This window comes from Microbacterium sp. LMI13-1-1.1 (assembly GCF_040815625.1).
Classification (GTDB): Bacteria; Actinomycetota; Actinomycetes; order Actinomycetales; family Microbacteriaceae; genus Microbacterium; species Microbacterium forte.
On the sequence record NZ_JBFPNL010000001.1, the window covers coordinates 716750 to 741409 of the forward strand.

A 24660-nucleotide genomic window follows, 5' to 3' on the forward strand; every position below is an offset into this window, starting at 1 on the left:
CATCTACACCACGACCAACGTCCGATTCTTCGTGAACTCGCTGATCTACGCCGGAGGATCCATCATCCTGGCGCTGGCGATCTGCATCCCTGCCGCGTACGTCGCGACCCGGTATCGCAGTCGACGCATGGAGACCCTGATGACCGGCATCCTGGTCCTCTCGATGGTCCCTGCCATTGTCGTCTTCATCGCCCTGTACTCGATGTTCGTGAAGACCGCGCTGATCAACACCTATCCGATGCTGATCGTGGTCTACACGGCCATCATCTGCGGGCAGACCATTCTGTTCCTCCGCAACTTCATCGAGAACATCCCGGTCGAGATCGAAGAGGCCGCTGCAATCGATGGCTGCTCTCGGATGCAGATCCTGTGGCGAATCGTGATCCCGCTCATTCGCCCCGGGATTGCCGCCATCGCCATCTTCATCTTCGTCTTCGTGTGGAACGACTTCCTTGTAGGAACCGTCCTCGCCACGACGGAAGACATGAAGACAGTGCAGAACGGCATCGTCCGCTACATCCAGACCGGATTCGGCAACTTCTGGGGCCTGTTCTCCGCCTTCGTGCTCGTCGCATTCATCCCCGTCCTCATCATCTTCGCGGCGTTCCAACGCTGGTTCATTGCCGGACTTACCTCGGGCGGGGTCAAGGGGTGAATCCGGGTACGGCTACGGCGCCGGCCTCGGTTTCCTCGTGACCCCCGTGAATGCATTTCCACACGGAAGTTCCAAAGGGTATGAGGTCGGCTGCCGCTGCCCGCGTTGACCGCGCAATGGCGGAGCTGCCGATTGACCAGCCACTACCCCGGCTGTTCGCAGACGCCACGATCGTCAAGCTCCTGGCGGCGCACGAGAGCAACATGATCGACGCCCTCAGTCTCAGAACGGCCACACTCACGGCTATACCCGCCGTTCATGCGGACCGCGAGCATCGCTTCGTCATCGACTGCCCCACCAGAAACTGAATTGAGGAGGACGCTCTTGAGCGAAGGAACCATCGGTGTTGCACTAGTGGGAGCTGGTGCAATGGGGACTGTGCACGCGGCGATCGCATCTGGCATAGACGATCTCGATGTCGTCGCGGTAGTGGATCCGTCCGCAGAAGCCACTGCTCGGGTCGCCGCTCGACTCGACACAGCAGGATTCCACCGACCTCGTGAATTCGCCACACTGGATGAGGCCCTCACTCTGTCAGAGGTCGGCCTTGTCGTGATCACGACGCCCAGTGGACTACACGTGTCTCAAGCGACACTGGCTCTCGATGCGCGTCGACATGTCATTCTCGAGAAGCCTCTCGACGTGGATCTGGGGCGAGCTCGCGTGATGGCTGACCGTGCCGCCGAAGCAGCCCGCGAGGGCCTTGTCGCTACCGTTATCAGCCAGCATCGATTCGACGCCGCGTCGGTGATCGTCGCGGATGCGCTGAAGTCAAACGCGTTTGGACGCGTGACGACGGCTTTTGCGTCGACAGCCTGGTGGCGGACGCAAAGCTACTACGACTCCGCCGATTGGCGCGGGACGTGGGGTCTCGACGGTGGCGGCGCTCTCATGAACCAGGGCGTGCACAACGTCGACCTCCTGTTGTCGTTCCTCGGACGCCCCCTAGAAGTCTCGGGGCATATGGCTCTTCTGGCGCACAGCAGAATCGAGGTGGAGGATTCTGTCGTCGCGACAATCCGATTCGAGTCAGGAGCACTTGCCTCTGTGCACGCGACGACCGCGGCATACCCAGGTCTTGCCACGCGACTCCATCTGATGGGATCACTGGGCTCCGCGATCATCGAAGATGATCTGCTCACCTACTTCCACGCCGCACAATCGTTCGGAATGGACATCGGCCCGATGGGCCTCACCTCAGCTGAGGGCAACACGGCCCAAAGCGTGCTCGTCGACATCAGAGAACAGACCTACCGTCTCGGCTTCGACCTTCCGCCGGCGCCGCCGGGCCAGTACAGCCTCGACCCGACGAGCCATCATCTTCAATACATGGATGTCGTGAACGCCATCACCTCCGGCACGCAACCCGCAGTCACGATCCAGCACGCATACGACGCGATGGCGGTGATCCGGTCGATCTATGTCGCGTCCGCGCTGCACAAACCTGTGCAATTCGCTGACGTCGCTGCCGGAGTCTACGACGACGTGCGGCTGTCTGCGACCGACGAATCAGCCAGCTCGCCTACGGCATTCCAATGAGGTTCAAAACGACGCGGACGTGGCCCGACACCTCTCAAATCCACTGCGCTTCTGTGTATCGCCCTAGAGAAGAAACTGCGCACACTTTGCCATCACTGCGCTTCCTCGCCTGATGGATTGGGTAGGTATCGGCGTCCTTCTGACGGTGGCGGTGGGGGCCACAGTACAGATCATCACTGGGACCGGGTTCGCACTCGTCTGCGCGCCGTTCTTGCTACTGATGCTTGGCCATGACGTCGGAGTTCGCGCGGTGCTGGTTCTCTCTCTCGCGTTGAACGCGTACCTTTTGGTGGTCACGTTCCGCCATGTCCGGTGGAAAGACGCTCTGTTGCTGCTACTGCCTGCCGCGCTCCTCATTGTTCCCGCCGTCTTCGCTGTGGATGCCATTCGGGGCCCAGCACTCACGATCACTGCCGGCGCCGTGATCTTGATCGCTACGCTGGTTGTGTTCAGAGGCCGCCCATTGAAGGTGATCGATACCACTGGGGGAGTGGTGCTGGTCGGCGCCGTCAGCGGAGTGTTCACGATCGTCGCCGCGGTCAGTGGACCACCGGTGACTCTTTTGGCTGTGCAGAGGAAGTGGCCACCGGATGTCACCCGCGGTACGATGCAAGCCTTCTTCCTCCCCCTGAACCTCTTCGCGTTACTTTTGCTCGGCCCCGTCGACGCCGATCTGTCCAGCGTGTGGTGGGCGATCGGAGGGTGCGTTTTCGGGCTCCTCTCGGGGTCGCTCGCGGCGCGGCGCATTCCAGCGCGCACCGTGCGATGGGTGATGTTGACAGTTGCAGCAGCGGGCGGCGCCTGGCTGACCGCTAGTGGTGCCTGGGAGGTGATCGCAGCAGCAGTCGGTATCTAGACGACCCCGCAACGGCTCGTCTAGCGGCTACTCCCTACCCACTCTGACATAGCCGTCGAACGCATCCCCTGGCCTTCCTGCCCCGCCGATGGACTACCCCTCACGAGAGAAGAAATTAGTGTCCCACCCCAGCTTCGTCCACGTAAATGAGCAAATCGCGTGATCAGTGGCAGGGCCACGCTTATCGCGCACCTTGGATACCCTACGGACACCTTCGCCTCGTCCTCACTCTGCAATCCCTGGTTTGACCGAAACGGATTCGACGCGGCGGTCGTTCCAATGTCAGCTAGGGCTGAGGGCTATCCCGAGCTGTTTCGGTCCCTCTTTTCCTTGACGAACCTCCGCGGGGCACTCGTGACCATGCCTCACAAGGTCACGACCATGGAGCTCGTTGACGAGGTAAGCCCCGCGGCCGCGATAGCTGGCGCAACGAACGCCGTCGTCAAGCGTGAAGATGGCTCTCTCCTCGCGGACCAGTTCGACGGTGCCGGCTTTGTCCGCGCCCTTGTGCGCAAAGGATTCGACCCCGGCGGCAAGCGGGTCCTGATCGTTGGTTCTGGAGGAGTGGGTTCCGCTATTGCTGCGTCTTTGGCAGCGGCTCAGGTCAACGAACTCAGCCTTGTGAATCGCCGTAGCGCATCGGCAGAGGCGCTGTCTCGTCGTCTTGAAGCTCACTATCCGGCCGTGAACACCAGCCTAGGCTCGAGAGACCCGCGCGGCTTCGACCTCATCGTCAACGCCACGTCTCTCGGTGTGCGTGCGAATGATCCCTTACCTCTCGAGCTTCATGGCGTTGAGAGTTCTACCTTCGTTGCGGACGTGGTCAACAAACCAGGTCTCACTCCATTCCTGATGTCAGCGCGCGACAGAGGTTGCGCAGTTCAGGTGGGCCGGGACATGCTACTCGAGATGGTCCCGGCATACCTTGCTTTCTTCGGGTATGAAGGTGCCACTGCCGAAGACTTTGCCTAGCCGGCTGCCCGATGCGCGGCAGAGTCGCGGTGCTTCGACTTCTTCTATGCCGGCTTCGATGACCAAGGCCGCGTCCGGACGGCTCAAACGGATCGCCCCGCAAACGAAGGCCCTTCACGGGATACCGGTTGAAACCATGTGGTCGTGTCGAGGATCCCGCATATGGCGCGCACGTCCTCTGGAGCATCATGTCCGCCAGCAAGAGATCTGCTCCCTGCTCATGCCGTCGGCACCGAGGGGCAGGTATCGTGCCGTCTGTTGGCCGCCCTCTGCGGAACGCTCGTCGGCCGATTACGACAAGTCCGGCGAATCGATCGCGCGGCGGGGCGGACCCCGTCGACGGACGACGGTGTACGCGGGGACGATCCTGCCCGTTGTACGGACAGTGAGCGACGCGATCACGAGCGGAAGCAACGGCTGCGCCGGATAGTTGCGATAAGTGGTCTTATCGTCGGTAAACGGCCAGACAGGGAAGTAAGAACGGGCTGAGCAGATGAGAGCGCGTTTCCAGTGCTGGCGCGGCACAGTCGGCGACACGCGGACTTGATGTCGAAGCTGGGAGGTCGCAAAACGGTCGAGCCGATTGCCTCGTCTGATGTCTACGTTGGGACCATGACTCAACGCGGATCGAAGTTGATGGCTGTCATCGGCGCTTCAGCGGGGCTGGTGGGGGCGGCGACAGCCGTGCTGTTCTTCTTCCAGCCCTGGAGAAGCTGTCCCTACGAGGACACATCCGTCGGGTGCGCCATGCTGCCTAACGACGCGGCAGTGATGGTGATCACGCTTGGTGTCGCCGTCGTTGGCGCCGGGGTGTTCGTTGTCTGCATGCTTCAGTCTCTTCGCTCGCAGACTGCGCGCAATTCGTAGACCATGTGGCCGGGCGCGCGTTTGCACCTAGCGCCGGGGGTTCGTCTGGAAGGATCGAAGAGTGCCCGAACCTGTCGATGTCACCAACGCTGATCACTACGTGTGGGGCGAGGTCTCGGATGGGTGGCGGCTGCTCGACAGCCCAGGGTTGTCGGTGATCGAGGAGCGAGTGCCGGCCGGTGCCGGCGAAGAGTGGCACGTGCACGACACAGCGATGCAATTCTTCTATGTGCTTGAGGGAACGGCTCAGATGCAGACCGTCGAGGACGTTGTTGACCTCGGTGCCAGACAGGGTGTGGAGATCCCGGCCGGGCTAGCGCACCGGTTCTCGAATCCGGGCGCCGTGGAGACGCGGTTCTTGGTGATCAGCGCGCCGAATACGCGAGGTGACCGGCGCCCCGTCGACGTCGCCATGTGAGGCCGTTGCCTCCGGCGTTCCGCGCCGCCCACTGACGCACGCATGGTGCGCAGGTGACTGTTCGTCGTACCCTCGATGCATGGTGGGATCGATCGATCAGCGGAGCCTTCGGTTCCATCGCGCCATGCTCGGATTCTGCGCCGTCCTGTTCGGGTACATGATCGGCCTGCTCACGAGGACAGTCCAACTCGGCACCGCCTACTCGCCACTCCAATGGGTTGTCGTTGGGGCGCTCGTTTTCGGGTCTGCAGCGCTGCTCACGTTTCAGGTCGGACAGGTTAGGCGGAAGGGCGGTGGTCGCGACCGGGGCTCAGGGCCGAACCGACGTCTCAATCTCGCTGACGACGGGAGTGCCGATGCCACCCAGTGATGGCGATGCTCAGAGCGAAGACGAGCTGAGAGGCGAGCTGCTACGGCTCGAGGAAGAGCACGCTGTGCTCCTCTCGTCAACGATCGGCATGGTGAGTGTGGGGAATGGCGAGCTCGCGGAGCGGGCCAATGAGCTCGAGCGCAAAGCTGACGTCATTCGCGCTCGTCTCGGCGAGCCGACCCGCCATCCAGCGGAGCCGCCGCGTCGCCGCGTGATTCTGGGATGGGCCACTCTGTGCGCGGCGGTAGTGGTGATCATCGCGCTCGTGCTGCTCTTACCTCACTGAGTGACCGGGACGTAAGAGTCGTCGCGCTCCTATGATCGGCGCATGGAACCGAATCCTCTGCTGCCGTCTATCCCGGACCTGCTGCTGATCGGCGGGGTCGTCTTGGCCGTGCTGGTGGTCGTTGGTGTGGGGCTGGCCGTGTGGCTGACGAAACGATCCCGGTCACGACCGGTCCCGCCGCCCTCCGATCCGGACGGCAGCTGAGACCGGTTCACCTAGGGGACCGATTCGTACCGTTCAACGGGATAGGGCGATCACAGCTCCCAGTCGGTCATGTCCGTGGTGAGCGTGGGCTCGAACGCTGGAGTGTCTCCGGTGCCGTTCGTTTCTCGCGGTGACACGGTGATGAGGACCTTGGACTGAGGGCTCACCAGCACCTTCACCATGCTTTCGCCGTCCTGCAGTTGAACGAAGGACGGACCGGTGGTGGCGGCAGCTTCTATACGGCTCATGAGGTCGTCAAGATCGTGTTCCGGTTGCAAACGGAACGACCATCCGTCGATCGTGACCTGTGTCTTCGTCTCCACTCGCGTCTCGGTCATCCCGCGAGGGTAGCTCCAGCCCGGCGGCTCATGCGTAGGGGCTTGCATCCGACGACGACGAGTTGTAACGATCGACCGACTGGGGCAGGCGCTGTGGCGCCCTCTGAGGGACGATCAGGCTTGCGCGGGAACCGCTATGCGATCAGTGGACGTGTTCTCGGCCGGTTCGGGAACGAGGTAGAGACCGCTCGGCGAGTTCGCCGTGAACGCGAGAGCGTCGACCCATTCGCGGTTGATCGCAGGCTGGCGGCTGCCGAAGTACTTGAACACGAGGGAGCTGCCCCCGTGCACCCACACGGTCACTCGACCACCACCGACGCTGGTGTCTTCGCGCCAGGTGAACGGGAACGGCTCGCCGCGGCGCAGCTTCGCGGTGATGACCAGCTGGAGGTGCGTCAGTGCACGGTCTTCGATCTCCGTCTTGACGCCGTTCTCGTAGATGAACTTGCCCATCAGGTGCTTTCTGCTCTGCCACGAGATCCCCGAACGAGGCGCGGCTGACGATGTCCGCATCGTGGTTGACCCAATTCTGACATGCGTCCATCAATCGTGATCCTGCGTGTGACCGTGAATATCCGCCGGATCTTCAGCCGTTGAGCTGCGTGCTCTCCCGGATAGGGTTCAATTCATGGGATACATCCAATACGGCGGCGGCAACGAGATCCACATCGAGGATCGAGCGCTCGCTCATCTCAAGGTCGTGATCGCTACAAAGCTGCGGCGCAATGAGAGCTTCACCCTGTCGTGGAAGCACCCAGAGGGTCACCCGGAAGGCCGCTCGACGATCTGGCTGCACCCGTCGATCCCGCTGCGATTCACGTTTGACGAGCCAGAAGCTCCTCAGTTGAATGCGAAGTGGATCGAACAGCTCATGCATTCGGCGAGCTCGACAGGTGGCATCAGTCTCACCGAGGAGGTCCTGGAGACTCCCGCGGACTGATGCCGAGGCACCGCATCCGGTGCTGACGCAGTGGTGGTCAGTTCTCGTCCGCGCCCTTCTTCTCGAGATTGCGGACCTCTCGAAGTACTGAGATCAGGAAGACGGCGAAGGCGACGGCCGCGATGACGAAGGCTGCTGTGGAATACGCCCGCGCTTCACCACCCTGCATCAGCAGCACGCCGAACGAGACCACCGCAGCTCCCGAGAACCCGGACGTCAGCGCGATCGCCCACGACTTCCTGCGCTGAAGTACGCGGTGCCGACTGGTCACGGACGTGTTCTCAGTATCGCCGTCGCTCATGGACGGAGACTATCGGTGCCGGCGACACGCGCGCGAGGGTCACGACGCCGTGTGGGGCTCACGTCAATTCTCAGCATTGGGGACGGCGTTCTGACGGCCCTCGAGTCTGCGAGCAGTGCGACGTGTGGTCAGAACCAGGACGAGGGCGCATGCAGCGGCGACCGAGAAACCGATCGCACCCACCCATCGGTACGAGTCGTTGCTCTCGAAGACGAGCGAGATCCAGTAGTACGCGGCCATGAACGCTTGCAGCACCAGGAGGACGGTCCAGGCGATCGTCGAGCGGCGGAGCGCACGCCGTTGCCGGGTCAGTGGCAGCTCAGCTTCGGCTTCGCCCATGACGAGAGCATATGGGACGGCGGCCCATGGCGTCGGTAAACGATCGTTTGCGGTGCGACCAAGCCACCCGGTTCCTGGGTGCTGCTGTAAAGAGGGTCCGGAACCCGCTTTCGGCACGCAGTGTCCATTGGTCTTTCGTGAAAACACCAGGGGTGAGCAACCAGGGAAGACGGTCATCTGGATCCGCCCTATACGGTGGCGGAAGAGTGCGGCATGCTGTCGACATGGGAGCTGAGCCGGTGAAGGTCAATGTCGAGAATTTCGTGCGCGCCGAGACGGATCGGATGCTCCCCGGGATCGCCGCCACAGCAGGCGGCTCGAATCGATGGCGGCACGTGCGCGAACCCGCGCCGCTCGACGAGCAGACCGTGATCCGGATGAACCGCGACACCTTGTACAGCACGGCAGTCGTCGACATCTCGCAGGGCGCAACACTGAGCATTCCCGACGCCGGCAATCGATACCTCTCGGTGATGATCGTCAACCAGGATCACTACATCAACGACGTGCTCCACGAGCCCGGAACCTACGAACTCACGCTCGATAGGTATGACACGCCGTGGGTTGTCGTCGCCGCTCGTATCCTGGTTGACCCCGGCGACCCCGCCGACGTCGCAGCTGTGGCAGCGATCCAGGATTCCCTTATCCTTTCCACGCCGTCCACGGCGACGTTCACTGCCCCCGAGTATGACAAGAAGTCACTCGACTTCACCCGCGACGCCCTTCTAGAACTCGCGCGGGGTATCACCGACTACACCGGAGCGTTCGGGTCCCGCGAAGAAGTCGACCCGGTGAAGCACCTGATCGGGACCGCCGCGGGGTGGGGTGGGCTCCCGAGCAGTGAAGCGTTCTACATCAACGTCGACCCCGGGCTGCCGGTCGCCGATTTCGCCTTCACCGCCCGGAATGTGCCGGTCGATGCGTTCTGGTCCGTCTCCGTCTACAACGCCGAGGGCTACTTCGAGCCGAACGACAAGGGTGTGAACTCCGTCAACAGCGTCACAGCCGTGAAAGACGACGACGGGGCTGTGACCGTGCGATTCGGCTCGGGCGACGAGCCGAACACGATCCCCATCGTCGAGGGGTGGAACTACGCCGTCCGGCTCTACCGGCCTCGGCCCGAGGTGCTCGACGGCAGTTGGACCTTCCCCGCGGCTGCTCCAGCCTGAGTACAAGGGCCGAACAGAGAATCGTCAGTGTCGATTGCCTGCGGCGGCTCGGGGATGCTCCAGCGCCATCAAGACCGTCTGACGTGAGGGACTTGCAGGTCCATAGGCCGCTCCGGCTGGCCCTCAGAGCGCGCTTCAGACGCGGGCGTTGAACACCTGGAAGGCGACACCGTCCTCGTGCTGCCAGTGGGAGGCGATGCCGAGGGAGCGCTTGTTCAGCTCGTCCCGGAAGGTCTCGATGTCGTCTTCCGTGAAGGTCCATGCGTGCTGCGACGAGCGGGCACGGTACGGGGCGAGGGCACGGATGTTGATCCTGCAGGCGAACGATGAGAAATCGACGCTGAGGGGGAGAGCCCGTCCGGCTTCACGATCGACCTGCCTGGGTGAACCGTGGTGGTCGCCGTACTCGGTGCCGGCTCGCATCATCTCGGCGACCATGTCCAGACCCTGCAGGTGCTCCGGCGTCGGGTAGGTGGGCCGCTGCGCGGCCATGAGGGTGTCGTACTCATCAGAGAGACGCCGCTGGTCGTCGCTGTAGATGGTCCTGATCTCCGAGAACGCGCGTTCGTTGTCGTTGATCGTCTGGCGTAGAGCAACCAGCTCGTCGGTGTCGTGTGGGGTCGTGCTGTAGATGAGAACCATCGGTGTCTCCTCGAGGTCGTGTGCGGGGTGATCGTCGTGTGGGATGAGGCACCCCGGCGGATCTGAGGTTTGTGAGGTTGGAGGCGCGAGATCCCCGGAATTACGCGGATCGGCGGTCCGCCCGCTTTCTGAGGTTTGTGGGGTTGAGGCGAAAGGTCGGCAGCAAAAAGCCGTCCGGCGCGTGTGCTCCGGTGCGCGAAAGAGCCGCCTGGTGCGTGTTGCTCCAGGCGGCTCTTGTGGATCCGCTACTGCGTAGAGGGTGAGTTACTCAGCGTCGTCGTGTGCTTCGACGTCGGGGCCGGCGGCGACTTCAGTGCCGAGCGGCAGCGTGCCGTTGTGACGGGCGATGTCGACAGCCAGGACCGCGGCGAGGTTCGGGATTCGGTCGTTGCTCGCTTCCCACTGCGATGCGAACTCAGAGTTCCCGGTGAGGCGGCCAGTGTTGACGTGCACGCGGATGAGTAACGCTTCGACCTCGTCACGCGACAGGGCGGGCGTCTCGGGGGTGTGTGCGTCGAGGCGCAGCTTCAGTGCGTCGATCGAACGGCCAGCCCATTCGCGGCTCTCGATCTGCCCGAGGATCGCGGTCGGATCGAACGCCGAGGGGTCGAAGTGGAACGAGTGCCGCGTGGCGTTGTTCTCCACGACGAGAGCGGAGAAGCCGAGACCGATGGTGTCGATGTAAGCCCTGGCCTGAACCCTGCTCTCCGTCAGGCTACGGCTGCGATCCGTGCTCTTCCCGACGTAGACGGTGTGCTGGTCCTCGGGGTTCTCCTCGTCGACGGCGTACACGTAGAGGTTCTCCGTGTCGGGGGTCGCGGGCTCGAGCTTGATGCCAGCGTCTGCGGCGATCTTGACGAGCTGGTTGACGTTCATGAGCTTCACCATGCGATGTGTTCTCCTGTTGCGGGGATGGGTGTGGGGAAGGGGAAGAGAAGTCAGAGAGGAGTCAGCGGGCGAACGAGGCCATCCACGTCTCCCAGGAGACTGCTTCCTCGAGTTCGACGAGTGCGACAGCGTCGCTCTGCGGAACCTGCAGCATGGCGTCGTCAATCACACCGGTGAGGGCTGGCACGAGAGACGCGAAAGGGTAGAGCCCGAAGGTCAGGTCGTCGTCCTCATCGAAGAGGCGCATCGGGTTCAGGTTGCCTTGATCGTCGGTCTCCACGACGATCCTGTGGTCGTCGCTCGGCACGACGTCGGCGTCGATCTTGAGCTGGAGGACCGCGATCCGCTCGGCAGCTTTCTGGAGCGCGATGAACGCGCCGCGTGCTGCTGACGTGTCCGACGGGATCGGGATCTGCCGCTGGTTCACGAACGCAGCTCGTACGTTCCCGAGGACGGCGATCTTCGCGGCGGTGTCTGCGACACCGAGACCAGCGGGCGCGTCGAGCACCGCAGCGAACTCTTCGATCAGCTCAGTCAGTGAAGGAGTCACGATGATCCGGGTCTGGGGGTCTGTCATGATCTCTCTCCGTGATCGGCGGGTCGCACCACGCTATCGGGTGGGTCGGACGTTGCAGTGGCCGGGCGGCACTACGGGACCTCTGTGACACTCTGCGGGGGCACTGGGAAGCGAACATCACCGCAGTTCCAGCACTGCCAGAGGTATCCAGGCTGGACGCGGATCCAGTCCATCCCTCGGTCGCACTTTCGGCATCGCTCGCGCTCCGCAGGTGGTTCAGGATTCGGGGAAGCGATCGAGGTCGAGGTCATGCCGGCAAGAGTATGAGGGCGCCGGCGAGCGACCGATATTCCCTCCACAGGCCGGTCTGCCCGACCGCTCAGAGCCGCTCGATTGCTGGGGGTCTCTGTCGAAGTGCCCCAGCAATCGAGCGCACGGGAGCGCACAGAATCCGCGTGATTCCGCGGAAGTCTGGTCGGGGGTCATAAGCAGTGGTGATTCCCCGGGGCTTATGACCCCGCCGCACGGCAGAGCGTCACTTCGGGGGGTCGCCTGCGATCTGGTCGAGCGTTTCCTTGGTCGTGAAGACGCGTCCGTCGCGTTCAGCGAGTGCCGCCGCGTGAAGCTCCTCCATCCCTGCGCGGACATCACGCAGTCGGGCGCGACGGGTGGCGTCGTCGAGATCGGTCACGTGTTCTCCTTTCGTGCGATGACGGAGTCTTCGTCGACACCCTCGGCGGGCTTGGGGAGGTCGCGCGTGCGCATCACGGCGTCGACGCCGACCAAGCCGGCGAACCGTGCAGCTTCGTTGCCGCCCATGAAGCGGTTCAGCGCGAACTTGGGCGGGAACTGCGCGAGGACAGAGATCTCCTCGTCGAAGTAATCCGTGGTCTTCATGGCGAAGATGCGCGTGGTGTCCAGGGCGCGGAAGCTGTCGATCGACAGGATCGATGTCTCCACGCTGCCGAAGATGAGTCGGTCGAACTCTTTCTGGTTGGTCCAGTGCTGACGGATGCGCTTGGCGATCCCCGCGGACTCGGATGACGCACCGACGTAGACCTGCCGGTACTCGTCGAGGACCATGATGTAGACCCCAGGCACGCCAGCCCACTGAGTGAGATCCGTCACTTCGAGCATGTCCGGGTGGCCGTCGAGCGCCAGCTGCAGAGTGGCTTCGAACTCGATCGGGTCCAGCGAGGTGAAATGGGCCATGTTCATGTCGAAGTTCGCCAGCGCGTCGGCCTGGTGCGCTTCGCACCACTCGTCGGTGAGGATGCGGTGCTCGTCGTCGTCGAAGAAGCGACTCTGTCTGTCCCACGCCTCCGGGCTGTCATCTCTGGACCCGCGAGGCATCGAAGAACGCTTGTTGATGGTCGCGTAGGTGTCGCGGGAGATCTTCAGGCCACGGCCTGCGTTGCCGCGTACGGTCGTGCCGAAGTGCGTGGCTCGCTCGATACCGCTGACGCGCGACCGGCCGCGGCGTGGGATCGCGATGCTGACCCCCCACACCTTCCGCGCGAGCGGTGTCTGCCAGCGGTGCCAGACGAGCGTGTGGCCAGAGTCGACAAGCGCCTGAAGCGTGGCGTTGGCCTTGGGGCCTGTCGTGACATTGAAGATCCGCGCAGGATCGAACTCGAGGTGCGCGCCCTCAGGGATGAGCCCGGCAGCGATCAGCTCGAAAGGATCGGAATCGAGCACGCGGTAGACGTCATTGGCGAGAGAGCGGCGCAGCTCCAGAGCAGCCTGCACGGTCGGCGCCCAGACGAGCGTCTCGCGCGGGGTGACGGTGATCTCGAGATCCACCGGGGCGGTCGTCACGGGGTGCGCGCCCAGCGATAGGCGTTCATGTCGAACGGAACGAGGGGGGTGGCGTTCGCGAGCCGAGAGGGGTGCGGCGGGTGGCCGTCCTTCAGGGGCGAGCCGAGAGAGAGCCACTCGGCACCCGAGGCGTTGGTGATGGTCAAGATATCGCGGAGTAGCCCCGACAGGTACGGCCGCCGCGTCATGTTCTCGCCCCACGCAGCGAGCAGCGTTGGACGGCCTTGAATTGCGGCCGCGATGTGGTGCTCGTTCGCAGCCTTCAGCTTGGGGTCATGCTGCCGGTGCATTCCGGCGGGCTTAGTCGAGATCTGCGGGTAGACGTTGAGCATGGTCCATCCGTCGTAACCGTGGGCAGCGGCGAAGTTCTTCACCCTCGTCACCGTGGGATCAAGATCGCCGGGCTTGGCGGTGGAGGGGTTGATGCCGAAGCAGACGAGCGGGTTGGTCCCGACGACGCCCAGTACGAAACGTGCCAACCCATCGGAGGAAGGTTCGTAGATCCACTGTGTCGTCATGACGCCGTCTCCGCGCGCCACTGCGAGGCTTCGGCTGCCATGGCCGCCCTGGCGTGACTCAGCCGGGCGAGCTTGCGAGGGTTCTTCGAGATGTTGATCGGCGGCATGAGGCGTTGGATGACCGTAGTCTCGACATCCGCCAGCGACCAGTCGCGCGCGGCCGGGGCCGGCCAGACGGCCAGCGTCAGCCGTTCATGCATCCACCGGTTCAGGCGTGCGTCGCCGCCTTCCGCAAGGGCATAGTTCGGGAAATGGGCGGGCCGGCTGAGGTTCCTCGGAACCGCCCGCAAGTCCAGTACATTGCGCAGGAGACCGGCGAACGACCGGCGAACGGTCGAACTGCCCGTGCGCGGTGCGATGCTCGGGTCCGCGGCGAAGTGTTCGTTAAGCTCTCGGGAGACGAGGCTGTCTTCGGCCTTGCCGACGTAGAGCGGCATCTCGGTGCGAGGCTCCAGACCGAGATTCCGCCAAGCCGTCTCGTCGCCGTAGATGGCGTAAAGACCCGGCCGAGCAGGCACGTGCTTCGTGGCGTCCACGATCGACCACCGTTCACCGGTGAGGGCGGAGAGGGCGTCTTCGATGACGTCGAGTCCAGGCGGCAGCGGCATGGTGCGACTCTATCGCCGGGCCCCAGCTTGATGCGCGAGGCTGAATCTCTGCGAGAGGGTGGCGTCGTGCCCGAGACTGTCCGCTTCATCCTGAATCACACCAGCCTCCCCGCGTGCTGCACAGGGAAGACTGCCCGACCATCCCCAGCACCAACTGCGAGTCGATGCTCGTATTGAGCAGTCAGGCGGCGTCGAGATTCTCGAAACCTACGAAGACGGTCTGACGCTGGTCGGCGCCGGCGATGGCACTCATCGAAGCCACCATCAGGCGTCGTATGTCAGCATCGACGAGCTCGCGACAGTCGGCCGATACCGGCGCTGCAGGACATGTGCGCCCGACGTCCCGAAAGGACCGCCGCCGGCGCAGGTGAGCCTCAGGCGGGCAGAAACTTTGACCGCCGCGGCTCTCGGCCGCATCACCGTCGATAGCGCGATCGATCGGATCGAGCACACCAGAGCCGGCACCCTTGTCACCCTGTCCACAGGCGACCGGCTCCAGCAGAGTCGGGTCAGTGGGATCGACGGTGCGGCTGTTGCTGACCTTCCGGTCGACGATATGCTCGCGGATCGTCGAGGCGATATCGCTCGAGGTGTGATCGAGCATTGCCAACATCTCCGGCTTCCGGTGCCCGGTGAGCTTCTCCGGAGTGAGCCAGGTGTCCCAGGTGTCGGGGGTCAGGAACGCTGCGTCAGGCGGTGGCTGTTCCGGCGATGAAGGACTCGACGGCGTCGGTGACCTCGCCGTAGCGCCCCTCTCGGATCGCCGTGATCGGAGTGTCCTCCCGTAGGCGCGGGTTCCCGCCGATGAACCACTGCCGCGCGATGTCGTCGCCTTCGACCGTGGCCAGAAGCAGCCACTTCTGGTGTGCAAAGGTCAGCCGATTCGAGGTTTCCGAGCGTGGCTCGGGTCCGTCAGCTTTGGCCCAGCGGCTCGGCAGCTTGCGATCCTTGGATCCAGCGATTCCCGCCACGAGCGTCGGGCCCAGGGCCGCATTGAGTTCACGCACAATGTCGTGGATGTTCATACTGTCGCGTAGCACCACGGCGGTGTAGGTGTCGTTAATGGCCCAGGGGGTGCCCGCTAAAAAGAAAAACGGACCCAGAACTGATCCGCCGACGATTCGGTGCTCTTCGCCAACCTGGGGCACACGGTCGAACTTTGTGGGTGAGATCGAATCGATTTCGTCCCATGCAGTTCCGGTCAGTCGCACCGTATCTCCTACTCTGATCTGCGTGATGGGAGTGTGTTCGGCGTCACTCGATGACATCACGCGTCTCCAATCTGTTTGAGGCGAACGAACGCGATCACAGCGGAGTAGAAGCGGTTGCGGCTGAGCAATCGCCAAATCCGACCGCCTTGTCTCGCCGAAGACAGACCATCGGCGGGGGCGGTTGTGCGCAGGTACGCCACAGTGGTGTGTCTGGCGTGATATTTGCGTACGTACGGGGGGATCTCAGCGGTCGGCATGAACGGGTCGGGTGTAACGCCTGAAGCGATGTATACGTGTTTCCAGTCCCCGCTGTTCTCCACAATCGACTTAAGTTTGGAACCGAGTTCGCCTTGGTTGCAGAGGGTTAGGTTCACCCCCGTAGAGACTTGCTTATAGTGCCACTCCTCATACAGCGCCCATACCGTTCGGAACGTCACGATCGATGCGCGGAACTGTTGCGACTGCATAGCCCAGAACCACTCGATCGCTAGGCCGGATCGGTGCGGAGTCTGGGCCGGTGATGTGTTGACCGCGCGGCGGTCGCACTTTCGCGATTGCCCTAGTTGTATCAAGCCCTCCCGCCCGATTTGCTTGAGTTGCAGAGTCCGATCAATAACGGCGTAAGTGAAAACGGATATCGGGTATCCAAGATCCAAGAGTTCCAGAACGCTGTTGGCGATCCGTGGCGTAATCGCACGTGCGATCACGACGACGGCTGGGGTAGTCGCGATGCTCTGCGGGAGTGCGCGGTTGAAGTGCTGCTCGAACGCGGCTGCAAGGTTAACTCGAAGCGTCCCCGGCCGTAGGGTCTTCATGAGCTCGTGCAGCGTCTGCCGCTTGATACGTTGGCGGTACTCGAGGACCTGGGCGGCTGTCCCATCCGGCGTCTCGCCGAGTTTCAGTTCGATGATGTAAAGCCGTCCCGCGATATCAATAGCGAGCAGGTCAAGTTGGCGATCGGGCACAAAGCGAACCTGTCGGCCGATCAGTAGCAGATCGATCCCCAGAAACGTGCAGACCGCACTCCACCGCTGCGTGAGGAAGTCCTCCAACGCGTCTTCCGTGCCGAAGGTCATGGAGGCGCTCACTGTTCGTTGCACGGCGCCGTCGCTTCAACGGAGGCACAGAACTGCGCCGGCCCAGGAGTGTTCAGGCGTGTCTGATGTGAGCCGTCGCCAGGGGGCTCCGTCAAGTTGTTGATCATCACGAAGACCAAGATATGTGGGTCATTCGCCGCGGGTACTGCTGAAACGAACGTTCTCACGCAGGAAAGGAGTAAAAATTGGGTCTTGACAACCTCTGGACACCTCGTCGATGGATCGGCGCTACGAGCCTCATCCGGAAGGCGTCTTCTCGCGCACATCCGAGTGTCGAGAGCCGATCCGGGTAGTGTTCCTCACCGCCATTTCTGGCCTTCCTTGATCTGTCTCATCGCCTCGATGCCACCGCCGCTGCGGAACCACTCGACCGGTGTCTGCCTTCCTCGAGTCACCATGTTGGCTTGCGGTGTGTGCATCATGCCCGAGACAGAGATCCAGTGATCGTCTTTGACCAGACCGATGATTTCGGCGAGGTGGGGGAGGAGCTTCCCCTGCGACGACAGGCTGAACTGCCACGACGGGAATCGTCGCCTGCCAGCAACTTCAACCGAGTAAATCCCGCCGGCGGCGATGAGTTCGTCGAGCTCCGTTGCGCTCAGTTCCAGGAATCCCTCGACATCGTCCGCCGACAAGCTGTCGTTCAGGCTCGACAAAAGCGTGCTCACGACATTCGACTGCAGCTCGCCTCGCGCCAAGCGCGCGGACGTCTCTTGGAGCTTCTCCGCCGTGAAGCTTCCAGATCTGATCAGGAAATCGACTTCCTCGGTCGACAGCCGTGACTCATCAGAGACAGGCCTCTCGGCGAGGAGGGAGTCAGTGATTGCGCGCGCCAGAAAGTCACCGTCCGCGTTGAGTCTCGTGATCGCGTCAACGAGGCCAGCAACAGCGTCATCCGAGGGGCGTGCTTGCCGTGGTTGTCCAGGAGTTGTCTGGGAAGAATTAGTCATGGCCACAGGGTAGACGCGGCATGGGACAGAAGAAGATGATACGGACGTCCGAGAACCGGCCGCGACCTTCCGAGCATCGTCGCGCGAGGCTGGAGCCAAGCTTCTGATCGGGTGGAGGAACCCAGGCGGTGTCGCTCGCCCGTGTTCCTCCGAGGGTCGAGATGGCGGAAGTTCGCGGAGCGTAACGCTTGCAGCCCGACGAAGAGTGCGGTGATGCACACGCGCTTGCATCCCGGAGCAGCGCGATTTCCGCTGTCAGTTTTCCCATGCCATGCGCCGGCCGAGAGGCCGAACGCGCTCGGAGGTGGTGGTCGTGGGCAGACGCTCGAACGGCGATGCTGGGGTCACCGCGACGGCGTGCACAACTACTTGCGCGCTCGTCAGCGTCTCGAAGCCCCGCGCGACGCAACTCAACCACAACGCAGACGTCAACGAGCCGACTGACATCCGGCGGCGGCATTGCCTGCAGCTGGGCTCGCGGATGCTCAGCACGCGTGGACGGCATCGCGAAGTCTTGCGAAGTGTATGGGGCTACACCTTTGCGAACGGTCCCGTACGTTTGTGAATGGTCTCGACCTGCCCGCGGAGTCAGCGCTATCGCCCCCTCGTAGTAGCCGGTGGCCGGGTTCAATCAATCACCTTGCAAGGGGACGCACGTTCTTGCACAGGGGGAGAAGACAGCGGGCTCGCTGATCATTGTGTCTTTCCCCTCTCATGAGGAGTCGAGACGAGCGAGCATCTGGCGTAGGGAAGTTCGCTGGTCGTGTAGCTCGGCTCGAATACGGCAGAAAGCAAATCTGAACGGGATTTTTGTGCTCCTGTAGCTCGGTAGCTCTCAAATCAGGCAACCCTGCGGATCAACCTTCGATAGTCGTCTGCGGTAGGCAGACGTACGTAAACGGGATCGCAACAGACTTCTCAAAAATGAGCTACAGCGCTACAAGCCGCCAACTCCGCAGGGGCTCTATGGCATAAGGAGTAGCGACGGCGTAGCCAGGCGGATCGCTCCAGCTACATCAACTTCGTTCGGCAAGTTCAATTTCGCGTTCGAACTAGGGTGAGCTTCGTCATGACAGCGTCTGATGTGCTCCGTGTGCGCGGCTACGAACGCGATGAGCTCCAGCGGTGAGCGCGGAGTACCGGCTGTACCCCAGGGCGAAGCTGGTCGCCCGGGCGAGGCATTCGTTCGGCAGGCACGTAGGCCCCGGACCCATGGGGCGTACCAATCGCCGCGATGAAGTCCAGACTGCGATGCGGGCAACCTCGTGTCCGAGCTGCTGAGCCGGTAACTCAAGCTGAACGCACATGAGGGCGGGGCCGCGAAGTGGCCTCTTTCTGGTCACTTGCCGGTCAGGCGTAGGGGAGTCGGCAGGAGGGTGGGCGTGAGGTGGCTCCTTTCTGGTCACTTCCCGGTCAGGCGTAGGGGAGTCGCCAGGAGGGTGGGCGTGAGGTGGCCTCTTTCTGGTCACTTCCCGGTCAGGCGCAGCGAGTCTTGAGACGGGTGTCCGTGAAGTGGCCTCTTTCTGGTCACTTCCCGGTCCGGCGCAGCGAGTCTTGAGACGGGCGTCCGTGAAGTGGCCACTATCGGGTCACTTTCTGGTCATCGCTGGTCGCCTCTGTCCGCGAAGTTGGCGAAGTGACCACTTTCTGGCCGCACTCCGGTCACTTTCTCGCCGTACCTCCACGATCGGATAGCGGAGGGGCGCACAAGATGACGCGCCGGGTCATCGTGGGGCAGGACGGGGGTTTTCTGCGAAGTCTCGGCAGGGTGGCCGCGACCGCGACATCTAGGAGTGAGCGCGAGACGCCGATGTAGTCGGGGCGGAGCGGTGGCGCCGGCGGCCCCAGCCGGGGACGAGTGGCCGTTTGGTGATTGCCACCTGCCTGCCTACCAACCGTGCTGCTTGAGCGTGAGTGTGATGACCCCATTCGATCGGCCTGACGGCAGCGGCGACGTGTGAAGTGGCTACTCGGTTCCGCTTCGAGCAGCCACCTCACGCCCGCTTATGGAAGGCCCGGCTCCTCGGGGCCATCGACTGTTAGTCGGGGCTCCCCATAAGTTGAGCCAAAGACTTGCCGCCGCATACTCGCTCGGTCGGCCTCGAACCGTTCACGAAGCGGCCTCCCCTTGTTGGAGGACCTATCAAGCCAGCGCTCGAAGAAGGGCGGTAGGGCCTCGAGCCGAGCAGTGGCGTGCTCCAGGCGCGCGCGCTCCGTCTCGGCGTCTTCGCGAGCTCGGAGAGCGGTCGCGCGTGCCAACCGTGCGCTCTGTTCAAGCTCCCGGGCATCCCGTTGTGTCTGTAGAGACGAGGACCTCAGTGATTCGATCTCGCGTTCGCGCTCTGCCAGCTCGGTTTCGCGATCGTCCACAGCTGACAGCCGCGCATGCATCCTCATTTTGAGCAGCTCAGTGTCTTCACGTGCATCCGCCAACATCTTCGCTTCCGCGCGAAGTCTCTCCGCGCGGGTCTGAAAGTCGCTACTGCTCAAGTGCTCTCGAGACCGTTCGGTCACCCGATATTCAACCTCGTAGCCGCTTGCGGCGACTGCCTCGCGCAATTCACGATGCTGACGCTTGAGATCGTGCGGCCCCTTGAAGAAATCCTTCTGTGACAGTCGACCATCGTTGGTAACGGGGGTCATCAATACTTGCAACTGAGGGTGATATTCATCTAGGTGCAGCGACCAGCCGACGACATTCGTTCGGCCAAACTCCCCGCACAGCCAGTCCAGGGACGCTCCCATGTAGCGGCGGGCTTCAGGATTGAGGCGACTCTGACGCCAGTCAGCGTTGTTCGAAGCGAACCAGGCCGGGTCGAGTTGCAGGACGATCGGCCGCATCAGGACTGCATCGCGGCGAAGCGGTCTGTGAACGCTTGCGAGGCGCTTCTGTAGATAGTCGTTCAACTCATCGGACGGCGGACGACCGTCGACTGAAGCTGGCGAACGAAATCCTCCGTGACCGTCATTGACGACCGTCACGTTCAAGGGGGTGCGCGCGGCATCGATATTGACGTTCAGCTGTGGGAAGTTGAACCCAGCAGCCTGATCGACATCCCTCGCGATATGCCGGAAGAGATTCTTTGCGTGCGCGCCACGTTTCACCTTGACGGATGCATCGAATGTCATGGTGAAGGCCATCAGTTCTCCCCTCCAACTGTGATTGTGGCCGGCGCCTGTAGCCGCAGGATCCCCTTGTAGTTCGTCTTGAGAGGATATGGGAAGGTTCGCTTGAGCGGGCCTGAACCCGAGTAAGTCTGATTCATCCAAGCGGTCAGCTTGTGTTCGTTGACAAGGGGCTCTGGTGCCGACATCCGCGACCCGGGCCGCATTGACGAAGAGGTCACCGACCAGGACTTCGAAGCCTGCAGGTGGTCCTTGAGAGATTCACTGAATTGATTGAACCCTTCGACAGTTCCGCTGGGCTCGACGTTCGCGTACCAGGCCTTGTACGCGTCGTAGAGGAACGCCCAAGGAAGGAGGTCCCAGACGAACTGATCCTTATGCTCTTCCCACCAGCCGACGACCTTGTTGTTTGCAGCGAACCATCGTTCTAGTGCAACGCGGGAGACTTCAGGCACCGTGAACGCAGTGTGTTGCATGTGGAGGGCGCGCTTGAGTACGTAGCTGAGCACGGCCGGATCGGCGAGGTACTTCTCCTTGATCTCTTTGTTCTCAGAACCCTTGAAGTTCTTCACCATCGGAACGATGAGCATTCGGCGCATCAGCGACTCCGACTTGTCTTTCATGCGCGGGGTCATCTCGTTGTAGCACTGCACCTCGAAGCCATTCCACCGCATTTCTATTGGGTCCTTGTACTTAGCTTCGACGCTGATCACGTCCCCGGTCACGGTCGACTTCCAGTCGCCGAGTTTGGTAGCGAAGGCGCCGACCTCGTTCTCATCGACCAAATTGACGCTCTTGCTGATGAGAGCCGTAAGAGCGAACCTGTTGCCGAAAGCTGCTAGCGGGATAGACGCGTGTGCGCGCGGCCCGAGGAGGCTCCGGATGAGGCCGAGTACCGTGCCCTTCCCGCCCATGCCTTTCGGGCCAACCAGCAACGCCGACTGGTTCCATGCGCAGAACGGACGGACGGCTGCGCTAACGATCTGCCAGAGCAACTCCGGAACCCCGACGTCGTCCGACAAACTGCGGAACCACTCTTCGACTTCCCACTCGGTGCCGTCGGGCTGAGCGATTCGAGGACTCTGCGCTGCCGGGTCGTAGCTCGATCCGGTCTTTGACAAGAACACCCAATGCGGCGTGAACGGGCGCAAGACTTGACGTGCATGATCGAACACTCCGTTCGCCACGGGAATGAGATGCGGCAGCACCGTGCGACTCACCACCGGTGCATGTGTTCTCATGCGGTTCAGCGCGGAATCGAGCGCGGAGTCTTTAAATGATGGTCGCAGTTCGCTGATCAGCGCTTTGATGCGCGACACACTCGGGTTGTAGATCCCTTCAAGCGATCCCGATGACTCATAGATCGCAAGCACGCCGGCATCTTCACTCCCATGGCCATCGGTGAGGTCGATCTTGACGATGCGATGGCGCGCTAGCAGCATCTGGACCACCGAGTGTTCTTCCAGCGCGTACAGCGGTTTCAGCACAGGTGCAGGTGTGCCTTTTCTTTCAGCATTTTCAAGCCAGATCTCCGCACTGACCCTTGTCAGGGCGGTGTCCCGGAGTTGTTCGGACGAAACATCAACGTCGCCACTAATCTCCTTCAGGTAGCGCCTGATGGTCTTGTCAACGAGAGTCTCGACGGATACGCGAACCTGCTTCGGCGTAGTACCCCGGCCAGCCGCAGAAGTATCGCTCGCAGCAGTAGCGCTGTTAAGATCAGGGATGACGCCGCCAAACGTCTGATCCGCTTCATTGTTCACCGCGCTGGGGCGGATTTCGTTTTTGCTCACGCCGCGGCACCTCCGCGGAGAAGAGCTGCGAAGTGTGCGCACTCGTCATTCGTGAGCGGTCCGCTAGTAGCTAGGACCCGGTTCGCGGCTAGACGGAGCTCAGCTCTCGCTGAGTCGGCCGCGACAGGGGAATCTGCGAGCTCAAGCTGCTCGAGGTCGGCGAGCGTGACGAGATACTTGCGGTTGCCCTCGCTGAGTTGATGGGGGAGCGAGCCATCCTTGAGGCGACGGCGCAGAGTGAACACGCTGCCGAAGCGACGGGATCCGTCAGGGTTTCGGATCTCCGCGGCTTCATAGAGGTCCAGAAGCCTTTCGGCGGCGTTCAGCGGTTGCGAGCTAGTTTTGGGCATGAGCGGTCCTTTGTAGGACCGACTTCTGCCACGCTCTATCGCCGGGTTGGTGTCCGAATCTTCGATCCGGTGGAACGCACGTGGTTCCTATGACGCAACTCTATTCCGGCTGACCCGGATTACAGGTGGGGCTTCGTCATTTTCGTCTATTAGATAACCTAATTTACCACACTGGTGAAGCAGGTATTGCCGAAGCAGTATGGACTTAAGTCCAGAATCACCCGTCCCAGTTCCAGGCGACGCGGCGCATAGCCCATGCGCGTTCGGATTGAACGAGCCCGGTGATCGGATCTCTGGTGCGCTTCCCCTTATCGGCAGCATTGATGGTGAGCTTGAGGCCAAGTCTGACGATGGCCCTCCTTCGCGCGAGTACGGGGAGCGCTGACCATCGTTCTGGTATCGAGCTGGACAGCATGAGGTCCGTGATGGGTGAATCGGATCGAAGTCGTTCCATTCGCGAGAGCGCGCTCTGCAACCGCTCCGCAATCTCGTTCAACTTCTCTCGCGCGCGCTCTCGGGGGATGAGGCCGTCACCGATCATGTCCGTGAGATCGTCGCGCCGCTTGTGAAGGTCTGCGATCTCCGCCTCGAGAGGAGCACTATCTTCGGTGGTTCGCAACGCCTGGACTACTCGCGGGTCCGAGAGCTTGAGAGAGATGACCTCTCCGACAAGAGCGTCGACGTACTCGGCTCGGATCGATACACAGTGCTTGTCCACGCAGACGTATGTTGTGTGCTTGACGCGTCTTCCCGCGGCGTCAAATACCGGGAGCCGGGCTTTCCCTGCGTCAGCTGCGCCCTTCCGTGTTGTCTGATCTTGGGCGTGCGAGTAAAGAGTGCCTCCGCAGACGCCACACTCAAGCAGTCCCGAAAGAAGGTGCTTCGGCGAAACCGCCCACGATCGCTTCGTCTTCCGAGCCAGTTTCAACTCTCTGAAGGCCCGCCAGGTCTCCTCGGTGATGAGCGGAGTCCACTGAGGAGATTTCCCCGGCGCTAGCTCGACTACTTCACCTTGATATGTCACGATGCCGGCGTAATGAGAGTTCTCCAGAAGCCTCTGGACTCTTGAGCTCGCCCAGGTGCCGCCCATGACGGGTCTGAACCCGGGCGTATCCCAGCGCTCGATGAGACGGTTCCACCGCCTTGCGACCGACCGGTAGCTGTCTCCCCGAAGCACGCACCGGTAACCGTCACGAACTAGCTTCGCTTCTGCGTCCATCGCGACGATGTCACCGTTGACTCGCTCATAGCCAAAAGGACGCAAGCTGAACTGCCAGTAGCCGTTGGCTGCGGCCTGGCGGTTGGATGCCCTCTGACGCAGCGCCTTCTGCTCGGTTTCGAACTGAGACCACGCGGCGACGGTGCGGGCAACGGCTCGCCCCGAGGGTGTGCTCAGATCCAATGATCCGGCTGTCACCATGTGCACCGGAATTTCCAGTTGTATGACCTTCTCAAGGTCGCTCGTGAGCCGAAGCAGGCGATCCTGGTGCCAGGCGACGACTGAACGGGGACGATCCATCAGCATCTCTTCGAACGCGGGTCGTCGAGCGCCGCTCGTCGCGCTGATGTCGTTATCGACATACACGCGCACGACATGGAGGCCCAGGCGCGTAGCCAGTTCCTGACACTCCCGCTGCTGGCGCTCAACCCCGAGTTCTTCGCCACTACGGTCTTGAGAGATGCGTACGTAGATTGCGCAGGTTGCCTCAGCAGAAAATGCCACAGATTGAGGGTATCTGTTTTCACACCCGCGGGGCACGCAGCTGCACTGGGTCGACCGCTCGGCGCGGTGCCCGGGCCGGTGACATCCGCTTCGTCAGCCGGCTGTCATCGGCTCCTGCGCGAGTACGACGCGCGGTGCGTCACCACGACTGCCGAGATACGCGAG

At 62.3% G+C, this 24660-nt stretch carries 28 protein-coding genes and 1 pseudogene; 10 read left to right on the forward strand and 19 right to left on the reverse strand.

The window, feature by feature from the left end:
• Nucleotides 1–139: 139 nt before the first annotated feature.
• The 8 genes and pseudogenes from MRBLMI13_RS18405 to MRBLMI13_RS03440 all read left to right on the forward strand — a co-directional run.
• Nucleotides 140–565: pseudogene (locus tag MRBLMI13_RS18405) on the forward strand (carbohydrate ABC transporter permease); the annotation flags it as partial.
• 414 nt (nucleotides 566–979) lie between these two features.
• Complete coding sequence (locus MRBLMI13_RS03410) at nucleotides 980–2194, forward strand: Gfo/Idh/MocA family protein (protein ID WP_367820421.1); 1215 nt, start codon at nucleotides 980–982, stop codon at nucleotides 2192–2194.
• A gap of 112 nt (nucleotides 2195–2306) precedes the next feature.
• The gene (locus MRBLMI13_RS03415; RefSeq protein WP_367820419.1) at nucleotides 2307–3050 is read left to right on the forward strand and encodes a TSUP family transporter; all 744 of its coding nucleotides are present in this window, start codon (nucleotides 2307–2309) and stop codon (nucleotides 3048–3050) included.
• A gap of 159 nt (nucleotides 3051–3209) precedes the next feature.
• The gene (locus MRBLMI13_RS03420; RefSeq protein ID WP_367820417.1) at nucleotides 3210–4022 is read left to right on the forward strand and encodes a shikimate dehydrogenase family protein; all 813 of its coding nucleotides are present in this window, start codon (nucleotides 3210–3212) and stop codon (nucleotides 4020–4022) included.
• Nucleotides 4023–4634: 612 nt separating this feature from the next.
• Complete coding sequence (locus MRBLMI13_RS03425; RefSeq protein WP_367820415.1) at nucleotides 4635–4889, forward strand: hypothetical protein; 255 nt, start codon at nucleotides 4635–4637, stop codon at nucleotides 4887–4889.
• 61 nt (nucleotides 4890–4950) lie between these two features.
• Nucleotides 4951–5307 (forward strand): cupin domain-containing protein, encoded by a 357-nt coding sequence (locus MRBLMI13_RS03430; RefSeq protein ID WP_367820413.1) that lies wholly within the window; start codon nucleotides 4951–4953, stop codon nucleotides 5305–5307.
• Between the two features lie 356 nt (nucleotides 5308–5663).
• Complete coding sequence (locus tag MRBLMI13_RS03435) at nucleotides 5664–5963, forward strand: hypothetical protein (RefSeq protein ID WP_367820412.1); 300 nt, start codon at nucleotides 5664–5666, stop codon at nucleotides 5961–5963.
• A gap of 42 nt (nucleotides 5964–6005) precedes the next feature.
• Nucleotides 6006–6167 carry a hypothetical protein gene (locus MRBLMI13_RS03440; RefSeq protein ID WP_367820409.1) on the forward strand — a complete coding sequence of 54 codons (162 nt, stop codon included), beginning with the start codon at nucleotides 6006–6008 and terminating at the stop codon, nucleotides 6165–6167.
• A gap of 50 nt (nucleotides 6168–6217) precedes the next feature.
• Here MRBLMI13_RS03440 and MRBLMI13_RS03445 read toward each other — a convergent pair whose 3' ends face one another.
• Nucleotides 6218–6505 (reverse strand): hypothetical protein, encoded by a 288-nt coding sequence (locus MRBLMI13_RS03445; RefSeq protein ID WP_367820407.1) that lies wholly within the window; start codon nucleotides 6503–6505, stop codon nucleotides 6218–6220.
• Nucleotides 6506–6619: 114 nt separating this feature from the next.
• Nucleotides 6620–6958, reverse strand: a complete 339-nt coding sequence (locus tag MRBLMI13_RS03450) for a hypothetical protein (RefSeq protein WP_056279420.1) — start codon at nucleotides 6956–6958, stop codon at nucleotides 6620–6622.
• Between the two features lie 175 nt (nucleotides 6959–7133).
• Between MRBLMI13_RS03450 and MRBLMI13_RS03455 the strand changes: the two genes are divergently transcribed.
• Entirely contained in the window at nucleotides 7134–7445 is a 312-nt protein-coding gene (locus MRBLMI13_RS03455; protein WP_367820405.1) for a hypothetical protein, read from the forward strand.
• A 37-nt stretch (nucleotides 7446–7482) separates the two neighbouring features.
• Here MRBLMI13_RS03455 and MRBLMI13_RS03460 read toward each other — a convergent pair whose 3' ends face one another.
• Together MRBLMI13_RS03460 and MRBLMI13_RS03465 are read right to left on the reverse strand one after the other, a co-directional pair.
• The gene (locus MRBLMI13_RS03460) at nucleotides 7483–7746 is read right to left on the reverse strand and encodes a hypothetical protein (RefSeq protein WP_367820403.1); all 264 of its coding nucleotides are present in this window, start codon (nucleotides 7744–7746) and stop codon (nucleotides 7483–7485) included.
• 63 nt (nucleotides 7747–7809) lie between these two features.
• A complete protein-coding gene (locus tag MRBLMI13_RS03465) occupies nucleotides 7810–8085 on the reverse strand; it encodes a hypothetical protein (protein ID WP_367820401.1) in 276 nt (91 codons plus the stop codon).
• A gap of 224 nt (nucleotides 8086–8309) precedes the next feature.
• Here MRBLMI13_RS03465 and MRBLMI13_RS03470 point away from each other — a divergent pair, with 224 nt between their 5' ends.
• A complete protein-coding gene (locus MRBLMI13_RS03470; RefSeq protein ID WP_367820399.1) occupies nucleotides 8310–9254 on the forward strand; it encodes a DUF1254 domain-containing protein in 945 nt (314 codons plus the stop codon).
• A 135-nt stretch (nucleotides 9255–9389) separates the two neighbouring features.
• Here MRBLMI13_RS03470 and MRBLMI13_RS03475 read toward each other — a convergent pair whose 3' ends face one another.
• From MRBLMI13_RS03475 to MRBLMI13_RS03545, 15 genes are all read right to left on the reverse strand, one after another.
• Nucleotides 9390–9896 (reverse strand): hypothetical protein, encoded by a 507-nt coding sequence (locus MRBLMI13_RS03475; protein WP_367820397.1) that lies wholly within the window; start codon nucleotides 9894–9896, stop codon nucleotides 9390–9392.
• Nucleotides 9897–10160: 264 nt separating this feature from the next.
• Nucleotides 10161–10784, reverse strand: coding sequence for a hypothetical protein (locus MRBLMI13_RS03480; protein WP_367820395.1), 624 nt, complete (start codon nucleotides 10782–10784; stop codon nucleotides 10161–10163).
• Between the two features lie 61 nt (nucleotides 10785–10845).
• On the reverse strand, nucleotides 10846–11361 hold the full coding sequence (locus tag MRBLMI13_RS03485) for a hypothetical protein (RefSeq protein WP_367820393.1): 516 nt from the start codon (nucleotides 11359–11361) through the stop codon (nucleotides 10846–10848).
• 475 nt (nucleotides 11362–11836) lie between these two features.
• Nucleotides 11837–11992: a hypothetical protein gene (locus MRBLMI13_RS03490; protein WP_367820391.1), complete on the reverse strand. Its 156-nt coding sequence runs from the start codon at nucleotides 11990–11992 to the stop codon at nucleotides 11837–11839.
• Nucleotides 11989–13119: a hypothetical protein gene (locus MRBLMI13_RS03495; RefSeq protein ID WP_367820389.1), complete on the reverse strand. Its 1131-nt coding sequence runs from the start codon at nucleotides 13117–13119 to the stop codon at nucleotides 11989–11991. The genes MRBLMI13_RS03490 and MRBLMI13_RS03495 overlap by 4 nt, the downstream gene beginning before the upstream one ends.
• Nucleotides 13116–13637 (reverse strand): DUF1643 domain-containing protein, encoded by a 522-nt coding sequence (locus MRBLMI13_RS03500; protein ID WP_367820387.1) that lies wholly within the window; start codon nucleotides 13635–13637, stop codon nucleotides 13116–13118. Before MRBLMI13_RS03500 ends, MRBLMI13_RS03495 begins: the two co-directional genes overlap by 4 nt.
• Nucleotides 13634–14245 carry a GIY-YIG nuclease family protein gene (locus MRBLMI13_RS03505; RefSeq protein WP_367820385.1) on the reverse strand — a complete coding sequence of 204 codons (612 nt, stop codon included), beginning with the start codon at nucleotides 14243–14245 and terminating at the stop codon, nucleotides 13634–13636. The genes MRBLMI13_RS03500 and MRBLMI13_RS03505 overlap by 4 nt, the downstream gene beginning before the upstream one ends.
• A gap of 181 nt (nucleotides 14246–14426) precedes the next feature.
• Nucleotides 14427–14849 carry a hypothetical protein gene (locus MRBLMI13_RS03510; RefSeq protein WP_367820383.1) on the reverse strand — a complete coding sequence of 141 codons (423 nt, stop codon included), beginning with the start codon at nucleotides 14847–14849 and terminating at the stop codon, nucleotides 14427–14429.
• An 85-nt stretch (nucleotides 14850–14934) separates the two neighbouring features.
• Entirely contained in the window at nucleotides 14935–15456 is a 522-nt protein-coding gene (locus MRBLMI13_RS03515) for a hypothetical protein (protein WP_367820382.1), read from the reverse strand.
• Nucleotides 15457–15512: 56 nt separating this feature from the next.
• Nucleotides 15513–16532 carry a hypothetical protein gene (locus MRBLMI13_RS03520; protein ID WP_367820380.1) on the reverse strand — a complete coding sequence of 340 codons (1020 nt, stop codon included), beginning with the start codon at nucleotides 16530–16532 and terminating at the stop codon, nucleotides 15513–15515.
• A 320-nt stretch (nucleotides 16533–16852) separates the two neighbouring features.
• Nucleotides 16853–17503: a hypothetical protein gene (locus tag MRBLMI13_RS03525; protein WP_367820378.1), complete on the reverse strand. Its 651-nt coding sequence runs from the start codon at nucleotides 17501–17503 to the stop codon at nucleotides 16853–16855.
• Between the two features lie 2004 nt (nucleotides 17504–19507).
• The gene (locus tag MRBLMI13_RS03530; RefSeq protein ID WP_367820376.1) at nucleotides 19508–20644 is read right to left on the reverse strand and encodes a plasmid recombination protein; all 1137 of its coding nucleotides are present in this window, start codon (nucleotides 20642–20644) and stop codon (nucleotides 19508–19510) included.
• A complete protein-coding gene (locus MRBLMI13_RS03535; RefSeq protein WP_367820374.1) occupies nucleotides 20644–22422 on the reverse strand; it encodes a DNA primase family protein in 1779 nt (592 codons plus the stop codon). Before MRBLMI13_RS03535 ends, MRBLMI13_RS03530 begins: the two co-directional genes overlap by 1 nt.
• Entirely contained in the window at nucleotides 22419–22772 is a 354-nt protein-coding gene (locus MRBLMI13_RS03540) for a hypothetical protein (RefSeq protein WP_367820372.1), read from the reverse strand. Before MRBLMI13_RS03540 ends, MRBLMI13_RS03535 begins: the two co-directional genes overlap by 4 nt.
• A 217-nt stretch (nucleotides 22773–22989) precedes the next feature.
• The gene (locus tag MRBLMI13_RS03545; RefSeq protein WP_367820370.1) at nucleotides 22990–24495 is read right to left on the reverse strand and encodes a recombinase family protein; all 1506 of its coding nucleotides are present in this window, start codon (nucleotides 24493–24495) and stop codon (nucleotides 22990–22992) included.
• Nucleotides 24496–24660: the final 165 nt, after the last annotated feature.